At 43.7% G+C, this 15,785-nt stretch carries 15 protein-coding genes and 1 pseudogene; 8 read left to right on the top strand and 8 right to left on the bottom strand.

What is annotated here, in order from left to right; translation table 11 throughout:
- The first annotated feature begins 174 nt into the window (after positions 1 to 174).
- Positions 175 to 858, top strand: coding sequence for a response regulator transcription factor (locus ACYTXL_RS10980; protein ID WP_461924764.1), 684 nt, complete (start codon positions 175 to 177; stop codon positions 856 to 858).
- 97 nt (positions 859 to 955) lie between these two features.
- Here the strand turns inward: ACYTXL_RS10980 and ACYTXL_RS10975 are convergent, their stop codons facing one another.
- From ACYTXL_RS10975 to murC, 4 genes are all read right to left on the bottom strand, one after another.
- A complete protein-coding gene (locus ACYTXL_RS10975) occupies positions 956 to 1,456 on the bottom strand; it encodes a low molecular weight protein-tyrosine-phosphatase (protein ID WP_461924765.1) in 501 nt (166 codons plus the stop codon).
- Positions 1,457 to 1,533: 77 nt separating this feature from the next.
- Positions 1,534 to 1,881 carry a YbaB/EbfC family nucleoid-associated protein gene (locus tag ACYTXL_RS10970; RefSeq protein ID WP_292762183.1) on the bottom strand — a complete coding sequence of 116 codons (348 nt, stop codon included), beginning with the start codon at positions 1,879 to 1,881 and terminating at the stop codon, positions 1,534 to 1,536.
- Between the two features lie 554 nt (positions 1,882 to 2,435).
- Complete coding sequence (gene murB / locus ACYTXL_RS10965) at positions 2,436 to 3,470, bottom strand: UDP-N-acetylmuramate dehydrogenase (protein WP_461924763.1); 1,035 nt, start codon at positions 3,468 to 3,470, stop codon at positions 2,436 to 2,438.
- Positions 3,471 to 3,575: 105 nt separating this feature from the next.
- Positions 3,576 to 5,042, bottom strand: a complete 1,467-nt coding sequence (murC, locus tag ACYTXL_RS10960; protein WP_461924762.1) for a UDP-N-acetylmuramate--L-alanine ligase — start codon at positions 5,040 to 5,042, stop codon at positions 3,576 to 3,578.
- Between the two features lie 404 nt (positions 5,043 to 5,446).
- On the opposite strand from murC, the gene nadD reads away from it, so the two are divergent.
- Both nadD and ACYTXL_RS10950 read left to right on the top strand, forming a co-directional pair.
- Positions 5,447 to 6,097: a nicotinate (nicotinamide) nucleotide adenylyltransferase gene (nadD, locus tag ACYTXL_RS10955; protein ID WP_461924761.1), complete on the top strand. Its 651-nt coding sequence runs from the start codon at positions 5,447 to 5,449 to the stop codon at positions 6,095 to 6,097.
- A gap of 116 nt (positions 6,098 to 6,213) precedes the next feature.
- A complete protein-coding gene (locus tag ACYTXL_RS10950; RefSeq protein ID WP_461924760.1) occupies positions 6,214 to 7,227 on the top strand; it encodes a type I glyceraldehyde-3-phosphate dehydrogenase in 1,014 nt (337 codons plus the stop codon).
- Positions 7,228 to 7,318: 91 nt separating this feature from the next.
- Here ACYTXL_RS10950 and thiL read toward each other — a convergent pair whose 3' ends face one another.
- Entirely contained in the window at positions 7,319 to 8,380 is a 1,062-nt protein-coding gene (gene thiL / locus ACYTXL_RS10945) for a thiamine-phosphate kinase (protein WP_461924759.1), read from the bottom strand.
- Between the two features lie 87 nt (positions 8,381 to 8,467).
- On the opposite strand from thiL, the pseudogene ACYTXL_RS10940 reads away from it, so the two are divergent.
- Positions 8,468 to 9,002 (top strand): annotated as a pseudogene (locus ACYTXL_RS10940) (Uma2 family endonuclease).
- A 50-nt stretch (positions 9,003 to 9,052) separates the two neighbouring features.
- The gene (locus tag ACYTXL_RS10935; protein ID WP_461924758.1) at positions 9,053 to 9,625 is read left to right on the top strand and encodes a Uma2 family endonuclease; all 573 of its coding nucleotides are present in this window, start codon (positions 9,053 to 9,055) and stop codon (positions 9,623 to 9,625) included.
- A gap of 71 nt (positions 9,626 to 9,696) precedes the next feature.
- Here the strand turns inward: ACYTXL_RS10935 and ACYTXL_RS10930 are convergent, their stop codons facing one another.
- A complete protein-coding gene (locus ACYTXL_RS10930; protein ID WP_461924757.1) occupies positions 9,697 to 10,803 on the bottom strand; it encodes a peptidylprolyl isomerase in 1,107 nt (368 codons plus the stop codon).
- A 206-nt stretch (positions 10,804 to 11,009) separates the two neighbouring features.
- Between ACYTXL_RS10930 and efp the strand changes: the two genes are divergently transcribed.
- From efp to ACYTXL_RS10915, 3 genes are all read left to right on the top strand, one after another.
- Entirely contained in the window at positions 11,010 to 11,567 is a 558-nt protein-coding gene (efp, locus tag ACYTXL_RS10925) for an elongation factor P (RefSeq protein WP_292795449.1), read from the top strand.
- A 110-nt stretch (positions 11,568 to 11,677) separates the two neighbouring features.
- The gene (gene accB / locus ACYTXL_RS10920) at positions 11,678 to 12,235 is read left to right on the top strand and encodes an acetyl-CoA carboxylase biotin carboxyl carrier protein (protein ID WP_461924756.1); all 558 of its coding nucleotides are present in this window, start codon (positions 11,678 to 11,680) and stop codon (positions 12,233 to 12,235) included.
- A gap of 62 nt (positions 12,236 to 12,297) precedes the next feature.
- The gene (locus ACYTXL_RS10915; RefSeq protein WP_461924755.1) at positions 12,298 to 12,645 is read left to right on the top strand and encodes an ArsR/SmtB family transcription factor; all 348 of its coding nucleotides are present in this window, start codon (positions 12,298 to 12,300) and stop codon (positions 12,643 to 12,645) included.
- A 72-nt stretch (positions 12,646 to 12,717) separates the two neighbouring features.
- On the opposite strand, the gene ACYTXL_RS10910 is transcribed toward ACYTXL_RS10915, so the two are convergent.
- Together ACYTXL_RS10910 and proS are read right to left on the bottom strand one after the other, a co-directional pair.
- Complete coding sequence (locus ACYTXL_RS10910; RefSeq protein ID WP_461924754.1) at positions 12,718 to 13,329, bottom strand: GerMN domain-containing protein; 612 nt, start codon at positions 13,327 to 13,329, stop codon at positions 12,718 to 12,720.
- A 392-nt stretch (positions 13,330 to 13,721) separates the two neighbouring features.
- Positions 13,722 to 15,779: a proline--tRNA ligase gene (gene proS, locus ACYTXL_RS10905; protein WP_461924753.1), complete on the bottom strand. Its 2,058-nt coding sequence runs from the start codon at positions 15,777 to 15,779 to the stop codon at positions 13,722 to 13,724.
- Between the last annotated feature and the right edge of the window lie 6 nt (positions 15,780 to 15,785).

The following is a 15,785-nucleotide window of genomic DNA, read 5'->3' as shown; positions in this document are numbered from 1 at the left end:
TAACACATCCTAAAGATTTAAGATTTTCTTTATAAATAAAACTTGAAGCAGTTATTAGCTGGTCATCGTGTCATAGTATGAAACATAAGAAGACTATTCTTACCTATCTGTGTTCACTAATGGAGTACGTAAAAGCAAATTTCTGAGTCAAAAAATGCTAGGGGTGTATTGTCCATGCCCTTAACGATCCTTGTAGTGGATGATGATTTGGGCACTCGTCTGTCTGTTAGCGACTATCTTGAACTGGCTGGCTACTCGGTAATCACGGCTAATGACGGTCAAGAGGCTTTGGTTATGGTGGATGAGTATCATCTTGATTTAATTGTCACGGATATCGTCATGCCACAGATGAATGGCTATGAACTGGTGCGCCGGGTGCGTCAAAAAGCAGTGTTTCGTTTATTGCCTGTAATTTTATTAACGGTACGCACTAAGACCCAGGAAAGAATTCTAGGCTACCAGTCAGGGTGCGATTTATACTTACCCAAGCCTTTTGAACTGGAAGAGTTAGCAGCAGCAATCCGCAATCTTTTGGAGCGATCGCAAATAATTCAATCAGCGTACCAGTTTTCTCATAAAGAGAGTTTGGGTATTTCCGCCTCGACAAAAGCAGCGAACACCCATAATTCTTTGTCCACTCAAATTCAGAAATCCCATCTGCACTCACCCCTAACTCATAGAGAACAGGAAGTCTTAGAGTTATTGACTCATGGTCTTTCTAATGCCGAAATGGGTCATCAGCTACATCTGAGTCCTAGAACCGTGGAAAAGTACGTTAGCAGTTTATTGAGAAAAACCTCAACCAGCAACCGAGCAGAATTAGTGCGTTTTGCGATTAAGCATGGTTTGGTGGAATAAAAGTTAGGAGGAAAGACGCGATTAATCGCGTCTGTACAGGAGTTAGGAGTTTTAACTCATAACCCTTCTCTACGAGACGCTGCGCGAACGGCAGGTGTTACCCTGAGCTTGTCGAAGGGCTCAGGGCATCGCTCATAACTTTTGTCAATAGACCTTCACAAGCATCGATCAGTAAATCAATAACCTGATTAAATCCCTCTTCACCACCGTAATAGGGGTCTGGAACTTCCTTTAGGGTGTGTCGAGAGCAAAACTCGCACATCAAATGCACTTTATGCTGATATTGCTTAGTTTGATCTAGAGTGAGAATATTCTGATAATTTTCGTGATCCATCGCCAAAATCAAATCAAAGTCTTGAAAGTCTGACTTTTGAAACTGGCGTCCTCGACCACGCAGTTTAATTCCCAACTTTGTAGCAGCCGCAGCACTCATGCGTCTGTCAGGTGGGCTACCAATGTGATAACTAGATGTACCAGCAGAGTCACAGAGGATACTAGCGCTCAAGCCAGCCTGCTCAATTAGATGATTCATAATGTTTTCTGCCGATGGCGATCGGCAGATGTTACCTAAGCAGACAAATAGCAACTTGTAAGGCATAAATACTTCGTTGTCCTTTGTCAATAGTCATTTGTCCAGTGACTAATGACTAATGACTAATGACTAATGACTCTTGACTAAAATCCAGGAAGTTCCAGTCCACTGGTTAATTCTTCCATACGTTCCCGCATTGTTGCAGTGGACTTGTTGTAGGCTTCTTTCATTGCCACTGTCACCAGATCGGAAAGTACTTCTGCACCTTCCCCTAAAGCATCTGGAGAAATCTCCACTCGCTTGGGTTCTTGGTTCCCACTGACAATCACCTTCACTAGACCACCGCCAGATTCTCCTTGAATCTCCATTTGCTCCAATTCTTCTTGGAGTCGCTTTGCGCCTTCTTGAACTTGCTGCGCTTTCTTAAAAGCTTCGGCCAGTTCCTTCATTTTTCCTAAGCCAAAGCCAAATCCCTGTCCTTTTCCTGTCATAATTATTTGTACGCGTGTGCGTTGAATAACAAATCAAATTCAATTATAGATGCGGTAAGTAATTTGCCTGCTATACAAAACTTGACTAAACTTTGTTAAAAGCGAGTCATTCAACTAAAGTTTCCTTTAGAGCGTCTGCTTCTTGCTTCAATCAAGGGAGTCGGCTCCTTCTTGTCCACAAGCGTAAATTTGGGTGTAGCCCACCCTATCTTTCTAATACTCAAGCAATTTGTTGAAACTTTTAGCCATTGGACACCCATTATTTTTAGCAAATTTAACCTTCGGGGTACTCCCGTTTGACCTTTTTACAGGCTCGCTAGTTTTGACTCGACCGTGGTTTACAAACCAGATATTAAAGCCTTGGTTTTCGGCTTTAATTATATTTAATCACTAAACTCGTTTAATTCTGTGAAGGTTAGATAGTTTTAGTTAGGTTTTGAACAATTTAGTATTGCTCTTTTTTTACCAATAATTAATGCGTCATAAAATGGGGAGTGGGAATTGGGAATTGGGCATCGGTTATTTCTCCCCGTGCCTCTCCCAGTCCCCATTCTTTATCCACAAGCAGCTTGAAACTCTCCGATCATTTTGACTTCTGGCTCTAAATTAATAGACCAATGTTCTTGTACCTGATGTTGGATGTGGCGAATTAGACAGAATATGTCACTAGCTTTTGCTCCACCACGGTTAACAATGAAATTAGCATGGAGTAGTGCTACTTGCGCTCCACCAATTTGATAGCCTTTCAGACCAGTTTGTTCAATTAACCAGCCAGCACTGTAAGGTTTAGGATTGCGGAACACACTGCCACAACTGGGGAAGTTGTATGGTTGGGTACTCAACCGATGCTTTTTGTGTTGTTTGGTGATTGCCACAACTTTTGCGGGGTCGGCACCTGGCGCGAGTTGTAAGGTGGCTTGAGTGACTATGCGTTGGCAACGCCTCTCCCCGCCAGGAGAAGGAGACTCCCCACCTTGTAATAATGAAGTCCGATAGCTATAACCTAACTGATCGGGAGTAAGAGTTTCCAGCGTACCATCGGGTGAAAGTACCTGGGCGCTAACTAACATATCTGCAATACAGCTATTATGTGCCCCTGCATTCATCACCACGGCACCTCCTGCTGTTCCAGGGATACCAACAGCCCACTCCAATCCTTGCCACCCTAATTCTGCTGCTGCCCATGCCAAACTGGGAATTGATTCTCCAGCAGCAACGGTTAATTGACCTGTATCTGGATCAAAGTGGCTGAAGCGGAGATGACGAGTAGCAATGACTAACCCTGTTATACCGCGATCGCTCACCAACAAGTTAGAACCTGCTCCCAGTGTTGTCACCTTTAAATCACGTTCTTTTGCGTATTTAAGACTTGCTTGCAGTGCTTCTAAGTTTCGGGGGGCAACATACCAATCAGCGGCTCCCCCAACTCTATAGGAAGTAAAGGCTGACAAGGAAGCCTGAGACTTGATCGCACAATCAGTATTGGGTAAGTAAACTACTTCACTCTCCACCGAATTAGTTGTTTGGTGTTTCTTTGTATTCAAAGCAGAAACCGTGCAGACGTTTGCAGCTGCCTGGGAAATTGTCATTTTTACTTTATATTGGTAAAATTTTTACATTTATTTACCGCAAAAATACGGTAATAGAGTTAACTGGGCGCTTTGCTCAGAAATAAAACTTCGCAAAGTCTCAACTTAAGATGTGGCTTTAACAGGTTCGGAAAGTGTCGCTATTACTTCAGGAATCACCTGATTCAAGTTCCCAGCCCCCAGAAATAGCGTCAAATCTCCTGGGCGTAGTGTTCGCACCAAAAACTCACACACTGAGGGTAAAGTTGGTTGATAAATTACTTGCGAATGTCGTTTAGCAATTTCCCCCGCTAGATGTTCACCACTAATTTGCCCTAAATTTGGTTCACCTGCACTATAAATATCTGTCACCACAACTAAATCAGCATGGGTAAAGGACTCGGCAAATTCTTCTAAAAAGGTGAGTGTGCGACTATAGCGATGGGGCTGAAAGATGGCAACCACTCTTTGCCCTGGTCTTGCCTGTAAACTTGCTGCGGCCAGAGTAACGCGAATCTCGCTGGGATGATGAGCATAATCATCTATGAAGGTAATGCCATCGACTTCACCCCGCAACTCAAAGCGGCGTCTTGCTCCTTCAAAGGTGGCGATACCTTTGGCAATTTCTCCAAATTCTAAGCCCAAGACGCGACCAACAGCCACTGCTGCTAGGGCATTACTGAGATTGTGCCGACTGAGCAGCCGCAACTTTAACACGCCCAAAGCCTTGCCTCTTTCCCAAACTAGAGCCGTGGTGCCATCAGCACGATAATCAATATTGGTGACGGTGTAATCAGCGTCTGTATCTGAGTATAAGCTGTAGCTAATTGTCGGTTGCAAGCGATCGCGCACTGTAACACAATCAATGCTACCTATCAAGGTTTTACAACCCTTAGCAAATGTCTGAAATATGTCAATGACTTCTTCTAATGTATCGTAGTGGTCAGGATGATCGAGTTCAATATTGGTGATGATGCCAATCTCTGGAGCGTGTTTTATCAAGGAACCATCAGATTCATCTGCTTCGGCTACCAAATATTGGCTTTGTCCCAATCGAGCATTCCCGGACCAAGCATTGACTTCGCCACCGACTAAAATCGTTGGGTCTAAACCAGCTTGCAGAAGCATATAGCCAATCATGCTACTGGTTGTAGTTTTGCCGTGTGTTCCTGCCACTGCAATACTGTAGTAATCGGCAATTAAAGCTGCCAGTACATCTGAACGATGTAAAATTGGACAACCTAATTCCAGCGCTGCTTTGTATTCTAAATTATTCGTGTTAATTGCTGTTGAACAAATAACTTGAGGCAGTTTTGACTTAGTAGTAGTAGTAGCTAATTGTTCTTGTGAATTTAATACTACTGCATTCGCCAATACCTGAGGGCGAAAGAATTCGAGATTGCTTGCCTCTTGTCTATCAAAAATATGAGCACCTATAGATTCCAACTTGTGCGTAATGTGGTTTGCACGAAGATCCGAACCTGATACTGGAAATTGACGCTTGGCGAGAACGTATGCCAGAGCAGACATACCTATGCCACCGATGCCAATGAAATGAAATGGTCTACCACTAAAATCTACAGAATTAGTCATTTATTGCTCCTCTTACACCAAACCACACCATAATCACAAATGACACGCGTATCATAACAGGAATTTGATTTTCTACCGTAACTGCTCCTATATCATGTTTATGTTTGATGCCCGAATGATGTTTCCGCTCTGGTTTTCCTTGTTCAGAATGATTTTACCTTGGTTGGAGGTTTTTGCTATTTTTGAACTGTTGTTAAAATTATTCGGAAAATTTTGGCCGCATCGGGAAAGAAATTCTTGTAATATCAAATACATATTTTTGGCTACCTTACTGGAATTGGCTACATAATACATTGTTTAGTGAAACTGATTTGAAATTGCATCAAGTTTAGGCGTGAATTGAGTACAATAGTACATTGGTAATGAAACTATTTTTCAATTGCATAAAACCCAGGCATAACTGGATGCAACAACTGGCAATTTTTGGTGGCACATTTAATCCAATTCATTGGGGACACCTGCTCATAGCCGAGACAGCTTTGCATCAAGTATCCCTTGAAAAGGTAATTTGGGTGCCATCCCTAAATCCTCCTCACAAAGAAGCAGCTTTGTTTGAGCATCGTGTCCAAATGCTGCAATTAGGCATAAAAGATAACCCAGCGTTTACTGTCTCACTACTGGAGGCAAATCGCTTTGGGACTTCCTATGCCATTAACACGCTGATCGACTTATCTGCTTGTTACCCAAATACTTACTGGTACTGGATTGTGGGCTTGGATGCTTTCCAAACCTTACCCCGTTGGTATCGTGGACACGAACTAGCACAAATGTGTGATTGGTTAATCGCACCCCGACTGCTAGGTGGTGAGACTATAACTCAAAGCAAATTAATCTGCAAGCAAGTGGAGGAACAAATCAGCGAGCAGTCATATACCATTCACTGGCAACTCTTGAATACACCTTTAGTAGGAGTTTCCTCAAGTCTAATTCGCAAAATTTGCCGCGATAACTTCGTCAACGCCAAGGGCGATCGCCAGTCAATTCGTTATTTAGTCCCGGAATCGGTTAGATCATATATTACTAACAACAACCTCTATTCCTACAAATCTGAATAAATTATGTGTTTTTTTATTGACCTAACACTTTATGGTTAAGAGTCCTTCCCCCCTTTGCGATATGATTGGGGTCAACGATATCAACATATAAGCATAAATACAGAGGGCAAGACACTGTGATTAGAGTTGCAATCAACGGTTTCGGGCGGATTGGACGTAACTTTGCACGTTGCTGGGTGGGTAGAGAAAATACTAAAATCGATCTTGTCGCTATTAATGACACATCAGACCCTAGAACCAATGCTCACCTGCTAAAGTATGACTCAATGCTAGGGAAGATTAAGGGTGCTGAGATTAGTGCCGATGATAACTCGATCATCGTTAACGGTAAGACCATTAAGTGCGTATCCGATCGCAACCCAGAAAAGTTGCCCTGGAAAGATTGGGGAATTGACCTAATTATCGAAGCAACCGGGGTGTTTACTAGCAAAGAAGGAGCGCTCAAGCATGTGAATGCTGGAGCCAAGAAAGTTTTGATTACCGCTCCTGGTAAAAACGAGGATGGTACTTTTGTGATTGGTGTGAATCATCACGACTATGACCACAACATACACCACATTATCAGTAACGCTAGCTGTACAACCAACTGCTTGGCACCGATCGCCAAGGTGTTGAATGATAAGTTCGGCATCATCAAAGGCACGATGACCACTACCCATAGTTATACAGGCGATCAGCGCTTGCTAGACGCTTCTCACCGGGATTTGCGACGGGCGAGGGCAGCAGCAATAAATATTGTACCCACCTCCACGGGTGCAGCAAAAGCAGTGGCGCTGGTTATCCCAGAGCTTAGAGGCAAGCTAAATGGCGTTGCCTTGCGTGTACCTACCCCGAACGTCTCAATGGTAGATTTCGTAGTTCAGGTTGAGAAGCGTACTATTACGGAAGAAGTTAACCAAGCTCTTAAAGATGCTGCTGAAGGTTCACTCAAAGGCATTTTGGATTATAGCGAACTAGAATTGGTATCCTCTGATTATCAAGGTCATGATGCTTCTTCGATTGTCGATGCCAACTTGACTTTTGTCTTAGGTAATGACTTAGTGAAAGTTATGGCGTGGTATGACAACGAGTGGGGTTACAGCCAACGAGTTTTGGATTTGGCTGAGTTGGTAGCCGAGAAGTGGGTTTAAATAAAAAGTTAGGAGGAGAGACGCGATTAATCGCGTCTGTACAGGAGTGAGGAGTTAGGAATTAAAACTCATAACTCATAATTCATAACTTCTAACTATCGAAGTGTTGAAATCCCTGGCTAAGACTCAGAACTTGGTCAGGAAATTTTTTTTGTTCGTCATGCAATAATACTGTTGATCCGGCTCTAATGCTGCCCACGATCGCAGCACCTTCACCAAGATGTTGTACGAAGGCTGATGCTAAATCTTGTGGCAAGCACAGCACTAATTCAAAGTCTTCGCCACCGTATAGAGCATATTCTAGCCCTTGCTCTGGTGTCAGCCAATGGTTAAAAGTTTTTGGTACTGGAATTTGTCTGCGTTCTAGAACAGCGCCAACACCACTAGCGCGGCAAATTTGGATAATCGCATCTGCCAAACCATCACTGCTATCCATACCAGCAACGGAGAGTTGGGAGTTAGGAGTTAGGAGAGACGCGATTAATCGCGTCTGTACGTTAGGAGTTAAGATTTTCCAGAGGATTGGTAAGACATCTAATCGTGGCTGTGGGCGCTGGTGTGTGTGGATTAGAGCCGTGCGTTCTGTATCTTTGAGGTTTTGCCCCAATTCGGGATGCAAGAGCAGTTCTAAGCCAGCGTGGGAGGCTCCATGAACGCCTGTAACGACGATCGCATCTCCCACAACAGCACCAGAACGGCGGATAATTTGACTAGGGTGAACTTGACCAAAAGCGGTAATTGCCAGAGTCGTCACAGGCGATCGCACAATATCACCCCCGACAATTGGGGTATTGTATTTTTGCAGGCATTCTGTCATTCCCTGGTATAGTCGCTCAACCCAACTAACGCTAACTTCACCGGTAAGTCCCAACCCGACAGTAATTCCCAATGGGGAAGCGCCCATTGCTGCTAAATCTGATAAATTGGCAGCAGCAGCTCGCCAACCAGCATCTTCTGGGGAAGTGGTGAGGTTGCTAAAATGTACGCCATCAACCAGCATATCTGTAGTCACCACCAAAGATTGCTCTGGTGCAGTCACAAGAACTGCTGCATCATCCCCAATAATTTCTGGAGGACAGAAGCGCTGTAATCTTTCTAAAAGACCTTGTTCACCAATATCTTTTACTTGTTGAGAAGATAACTCACTGTTCACAATCGATTTTCGGTGTTGCAAAATTATAGAAAACTGATGATTTGCTTTACAGTTTAAAACATCGGTATCGTTTAGGAGACAGTTGGAATGGTCAGTACACCAGTAACCAGCATCACCTTTGAAGAGTACTTATGATGATGGCAACGGTTTTCATTACGAACTGGTGGATGGCAAGCTAGAGCTAAGAAACCCACCTACTATTGAACATTTCCTGATTGTCGATTTTTTGGATACTGCCTTGAAAGCAGAAATCAAACGTTGTAACTCTACTTGGCTGTGTTTTCGGGAAAGTGGGGTGAGAACGGGTAGAAATAAATCTAGGTTGGCAGTATTTGAGTCACCCCCGTTACTAATTGTCGAGGTGATCAGTCCAGAGTCGGTGAAACGGGATTATCGTTATAAGCGATCGGAATATGCAGCCTTAGAGGTTCCTGAATATTGGATTGTAGACCCACTGACAGCAAAAATTTCGGTGTTACTACTGGAAGATGGATTTTATGAAGAAACAGTTTTTACTGCCAACCAGCAAATTTTATCACGGACTTTTCCCAAATTAGCGATACCTGCGGCACACTTCGTGAACGCAGTTGCTCGGGTGTTCACCGCCGAGAATCTGAGTTAGGAGTTAGGAGTTAGATTTAAGATATGGGTATTGTTTAGGAGACAGTTGGGATGGTCAGTACACCAGTAACCAGCATCACCTTTGAGGAGTACTTAACCTATGATGATGGCAACGATTTTCATTATGAGCTGGTGGATGGCAAGCTAGAGCTAATGAATCCACCTACTATTGAACATTTCCTGATTGTCAAATTTCTTGAGCAAGGGCTAGATGCAGAAATCAAACGTTATAACTTTACTTGGCTGTGTTTTCGGGAAAGTGGGGTGAGAACGGGTAGAAATAAATCTAGATTGACTGATTTGTGTGTAGTCACACTAGAGCAGGCCAGAGAATTATTGAATGCTTCAGCAGTATTTGAGTCACCACCGTTACTAATTGTCGAGGTGGTTAGTCCTGAATCGGTGAAACGGGATTATCGTTATAAGCGATCGGAATATGCGGCCTTAGAGGTTCCTGAATATTGGATTGTAGACCCACTGGAAGCAAAAATTTCGGTGTTACTACTGGAAGATGGATTTTACGAAGAAACAGTTTTTACTGCCAACCAGCAAATTTTATCACGGACTTTCCCAGAATTAGCGATCGCAGTTGATCAAGTGTTCACCGCCGGGAATCTGAGTTAGGGGAGTTAGGAGTTAGGAGTTAGGAGTTAGGAGTTAGGAGTTAGTAATTGTGTTCTCCCTCATCCCCCTTCTTATGCAGTTTGTGGCTCAACCAGATTTTCTATTCCCTGAACCACAGTTGCCGATTCAATTTTGTCACCCGCCTTCAGTTTATCCAAAACTTCTTTGCCCTCGGTGAGATAGCCAAAAACAGCATAACGACCATCCAATAGGTTGCGGCCGGCGGGGGTAAGTTCGGGGTCAAACAAAAAGAAGAAAAATTGTGAAGAACCACCATTTACTTCACTTTCAGGACGAGCCATCACCACTGCACCAAAGGCAGAGAAAGGCAGAACTGGCATATCAAGGTAACGACCAGCTTCTTCTAAAGTAATGCTATATGTAGGTGCTTTATCCCCCTGAACTAAGACTTCTAAGGGAATGGCGCGATATTTGCCCGTTGTTGGGTCTATGAAACCGACCTCTTTTCCAGCAGGATCTCCAGTTTGGAGAAAGTAAGATTCTTCAGAACGGGTAAACTCTAAACCATTATAAAAACCCCTCTGTACCAAATCTACAAAATTCCCAGCAGTAACAGGGGCGCTGTAACCGTCGACTACCAGGGTCAAATCGCCTTTGTTAGTTTTGAATTCTACAGTGGCACGACCTTTAAGTTGCGGCAGATGACTATACTGGGCAGGCACTTCAAAGGGGAATTGTTTCACCATTGACTCTTCTAGCCCAGTAACGAGATTCAGCAGTTTAGCTCTATCTTGCAGAATTTGTTCTTTATCTTTGCTGTTCGCTAATTCTTGCAATTTACCCACCCCAGATTTCAACTCGGTAATCCAAGCTTCGGCTTGGGGTTGGCGTTCTTCGGGAACGCTTGTTAAGATTTGGGAGGGTTTATCAAGAATGCGGGATGCTTTGCTGATGTCTTTGGAAATAGCACCCCACCGCCGATTCGCCCGCAGTTGGGCAGAGATGTCCTCTAAACTGGCTTGTAGTTGCCGCACAGGTTTGTTATCTATCGGGAGTGCATACCGCAACAAAGCCTTGCCGTCGGTAATTGCATTGCCGGCTGGTAGTGCGGCGCTACTGGAGGGAGTCCACCCAGCTGTAGTTATGCCTAAAAATATTGTTACCAGCAGTATTGCCATTAGGCTGTTCTTCAGCCAGGATTTTAATAAGTTAAGCATGGGATAACTCAAATGCAGTATTAAATTGTTGACTGGACGTAACCCATCAATAATCTTCCCATGTTAGGTGCTGAATGGAACAGAGGGGCAGAGGAATGGAGGACAAATGACTAATGACAAATGACAACTAACTAATGACAAATGCCCAATGACGACCCTAGAAGGGTACAATAAATGCCGATTGTCTTCCAAAATTTGAAAGTTTCATGATCTCCAGTAACGACTTTCGACCCGGTGTTTCGATTGTATTAGATGGGTCTGTATGGCGAGTGCTTGAATTCCTGCACGTCAAGCCAGGCAAAGGTTCCGCCTTTGTCAGAACCAAACTCAGAAATGTCCAAAGTGGGAGCGTAATGGAAAAAACGTTCCGAGCAGGGGAAACGCTGCCGCAAGCCACCCTAGAAAAAAGCACGATGCAGCATACCTATAAAGAGGGCGATGAGTTCGTCTTTATGGATATGGAAACTTATGAAGAAGGTAGATTGACTCGCGCACAAATTGGCGATCGCGTCAAATACCTCAAGGAAGGTATGGAAGCCGAAGTAATTCGGTGGGGCGAACAGGTGCTGGGGGTAGAATTGCCTAAGTCTGTGATTCTGGAAGTTGTCCAAACAGATCCAGGTGTAAAAGGTGACACTGCCACAGGTGGATCAAAACCAGCAACTCTGGAAACTGGTGCAATTGTGATGGTTCCTTTGTTTATCACCCAAGGAGAACGCATCAAAATTGATACTCAGGAAGATAAATATATCAGCAGGGAATAACTTTCATTTCTACGGAGATGTTTGCCCCCCGATTTAAATCCCTACATAGGGATTAAATCCTTGCCACATTTAAGATGCTAATTTACGGATAGGTCGAGGTAATAAAAACTGTGCCATTGGACTTTAATGAAATCCGCCAACTACTGGCAACTATCGCACAAACAGATATTGCAGAAGTTACGCTCAAAAGCAGTGATTTTGAACTAACAGTCCGTAAGGCTGTGAGCATCAGCAATCAGGTGTTATCGGTAGGTCAAACGACCTTGGGCGGTGTGGTAGGTTCCGGCTTGACGTCGGCTTCATCTTTGGGAAACCAGGGAACCCCAAGTCAGGTAACGGAGGTGTCCACAGGTCGCCTGTTTGAGAATACTGGGACTGGCACACAATTGCAGTTGTCAGTAAATCCTCCCTCAACGATTGACCAGAGATTAGTAGAAGTGCCTTCCCCAATGGTGGGAACGTTTTATCGCGCTCCTGCGCCGGGGGAAGCCGCATTTGTGGAAGTGGGCGATCGCATCCGCAAGGGTCAAACAGTTTGTATCATTGAGGCGATGAAGCTAATGAATGAAATTGAAGCCGAAGTCTCTGGACAGGTGATGGAAATTCTCCTCCAAAATGGTGACGCTGTAGAATATGGTCAACCTTTGATGCGAATTAACCCTGATTAAGTATTAATGTATATATGAAATGAGTCATCATTAAAACTTTCAGTCCTTGCGGGTTAATCCTGATGAAACAAACGTTGCCTTTACCACCAGAAGTGGTGCAACAAGTAGCTGAATACTTCAGCTTGTTAAGTGAGCCGATGCGCCTGCGACTGCTACACTTATTACGGGATGAAGAAAAATGCGTGCAAGAGTTGGTAGAGGCAACACAGACTTCTCAGGCAAATGTGTCAAAACACCTGAAGGTAATGTGGCAAGCAGGTATCCTTGGCCGCCGCAGTGAAGGAACTTGCGCCTATTACCGGGTGGAAGATCAAATGATTTTTGATTTGTGTAATCGGGTTTGCGATCGCCTTGCCACAAGGTTAGAAGAGCAAGCCCGTAATTTTCGTGTGTTAAATAGTAATCGGTAAGCTTAACTAAGAGTTATGAGTTAAAACTCCTCACTCCTGTACAGACGCGATTAATCGCGTCTCTCCTCTTTTTTAAAGCGGATAATTTTTCTGAAAGTTTTCACGAGTTAGCGGTTGTTGTAACTCTAGACCCTCACCGCCTAAAACATCCAACGGTTTGCCGTTCACGTCAATGTACACCTTGGCTTTTGGATTTAAAGTTGTCGCAGTATAAACAACTTGTCCCACACGACCCATCATTGAAGTGCTACCACCACCACTGGTAAAATCTTCAGATAAATTAACGTGAACCTCATCATTTTCCGCTTTCAGCCCCAACAGTTTGGTTGCTTTGGGGATAGTTGTTGAATCTGTCCCTTCTTTTGGACCTGCTAACAAACTTTGGAAAGCTGCTTCTAAAGCTTGGTTGGGTTGTACAGAAGCTACTTTAACAGGCTGGGGAACCAAAGCAACATTTTTGTCTTTTGGTCTTAGCCAATAAACGTTAGCGGTTTGCTCATTACCTGGCTGCTTAGTTGATGGCTGTGCTGGCTGAACGATTCGCTCAGAGGGGTTTGACGCTGTGGGAGTATTGCTGGAGTGTGAAGTAAACCAAGCTACACCGCCACCCACAGCTACAACCACTGCCGAGACGGCTGCAATTACGCCTGAAGAAATACGATTGGATTCTTGTTGATCTTTCATGTTCAAAACCTTTCTGACTGAGGGCTGATATGGTAGTTATGTGAGGAGCAGCCTGGTTAAGGACGATACTTACAAGTGGAGAGTTTCCTACAACCTGGAAATGCGATTATTTTTAATCCTGTAAGTCCTTGATTCAATTTTAGAATTTTTACTTCTAATCCGTCACCTGCCAAATTATGTAAATCTCTTTCTTTGTGGAGATGATTGAGGAGTAAATTTTAAACGCAAAGGCAGCGCGTTGCGTATTTTCCCACGCCACTCCCCCCAACGGAGGGAACCTCCGCAAGGGGGTGGCTCCCCGTTGTAGCGACTGCCGTCGCGAAGGAAAACGCAGAGGAACGCGGAGTATTTTTCACAAAAGTCCCTCGGCGAACCTATGCATCTTTTTGCGTTTATTTTTTATCCTGTATTGCTACGGTAATCCACTTATGAAGTGTTGTTGTAACTTCATCAATGACAATTTCTTGCGATTTACGGGTGGCTCTTTCTACAACTTCGACTTTGCCATTAGCGATCGCACGTCCGGTTACAATCCTATAAGGTATGCCAATCAAGTCAGCATCTTTAAATTTCACTCCCGCACGTTCATCCCGGTCATCAAGTAGGGTTTCAATTCCCGCTTGATTGAGTTCTGTGTAAAGTTTTTGAGCGATTTCGACTTGTTGAGCATCCTTAATGTTAGGAATTGTGATGATCGCGTGATAAGGTGCGATCGCAACTGGCCAAATAATCCCATCTTTATCATAAGATTGCTCTACGGCAGCTTGTGCCAATCGTGACACACCTACGCCAAAACAACCCATAAATAGCGGCTTTTCTTCACCCTGTTCATTGGTATAAGTTGCTCCCATCGCTTGGGAATATTTAGTGCCTAATTCGAAGATGTGACCTGCTTCAATTCCACGGGTGTTTTGTAATACTTGTTCTGGGTTATGGATGGCGCGATCGCCTGGTCTTGCCTTCCGCACATCTACTGCTTTTTCTGGCAAATTAAATTGCTTACCCCAATTAGCACCAACTACGTGATAGCCAGCTTCATTCGCGCCTGTAATAAAGTTTTTTAAATCAAAGGCTGTGTTGTCTACCAAATGTACAAGTTTTGGATATTCTAGTTCCAAACTTCTTAGCTGGTTATTGAGTTTCGTAAAAGAAAGTACCTGATTTACCAAAACCTGTTGAGCAGAATTTTTGACATCTGACACTAAATATTTGCCATTTTCGTCTGGTGTCAGATATTGCAAAATATTTGCCAGTACCTGCAAAGATAAACCATACTCTGGTTCTAGTTGCAAATTTGTAGCTAATTCTTGGTGGGTTAAGGCTTTAACTTTGATATAATCCCCTAAATTAGGAGAAATATAACCCAAGGGGAGTGGTTTAACAGCCCAATGCTTTTGCGATTCCACGTCAGAAATTTTCAAATGTATAATGGCTAAATCTTTACCATTTTCATCAACAGATGGAAACGTTGCAGTTCTACCATATTGATCAGTAAATTGAGATAACACATTCTGTAGCTTAATTTCGTTAACTTCTTGGTCTCCCCGAATACTGACAAGTACTAGCAAAACATTATCATTGGCATAAACGGCTTCGTAAAGGACATTTTTTACTAATTGAGTGGGAGAACAGTTGAGGAGTTGACAAACCTTTTCAATCGTCTCTGTTCCAGGTGTATCGCGTTTCTCATAGCTTGTAAACCGTGAGGTTTCGGCGTCAATTGGTAAAGAAATAGCCTTTTCTACGTTAGCGGCGTATTTACCATCCTCAGTGTAGAGAACTTCATCTTCGCCAGCTTCCGCCAAAATCATAAATTCTGTGGAACCTGAACCACCAATTGCACCAGAATCAGCTTCTACCGCCCGAAAAGCTAAACCAGAACGCCGCAGGATATTGCTGTAAGCTTTATACATATCCTGGTAAGTTTCTTTGAGGCTGTCTTCATCGGCATGGAAAGAATAGCCGTCCTTCATGATAAACTCCCGTCCGCGCATCAAACCAAAGCGGGGACGAATTTCATCGCGGAATTTGGTTTGAATTTGGTAGAGATGTAGTGGTAGTTGGCGATAAGAGCGAATCATATCACGAGCGATCGCTGTAATAACTTCCTCATGAGTTGGCCCTAATCCTAATTGTTGCTCACGGCGGTCAATTAGGGAAAACATGATCCCCTCAGCTTTGGTGTAAGTATCCCAGCGTCCCGATTCCTTCCATAAATCAGCAGGTTGCAATTGTGGTAAAAGACATTCTTGTGCGCCTGTAGCGTTCATTTCTTCCCGCACAATCTGGGAAACTTTTTGCAGCACCCGCCACATTAAAGGCAAATAAGCATAAATACCGCTACCGATGCGACGAATGTAGCCTGCACGGAGTAATAATTTATGGCTAGGAATCTCAGCATCAGCCGGATCATCCCGCAGTGTAACAAATAACATTTGTGAAAGTCGCATCGTTTA

Source organism: Nostoc sp., from assembly GCF_054880495.1.
This window is presented reverse-complemented; position numbering and strand designations above follow the sequence as displayed.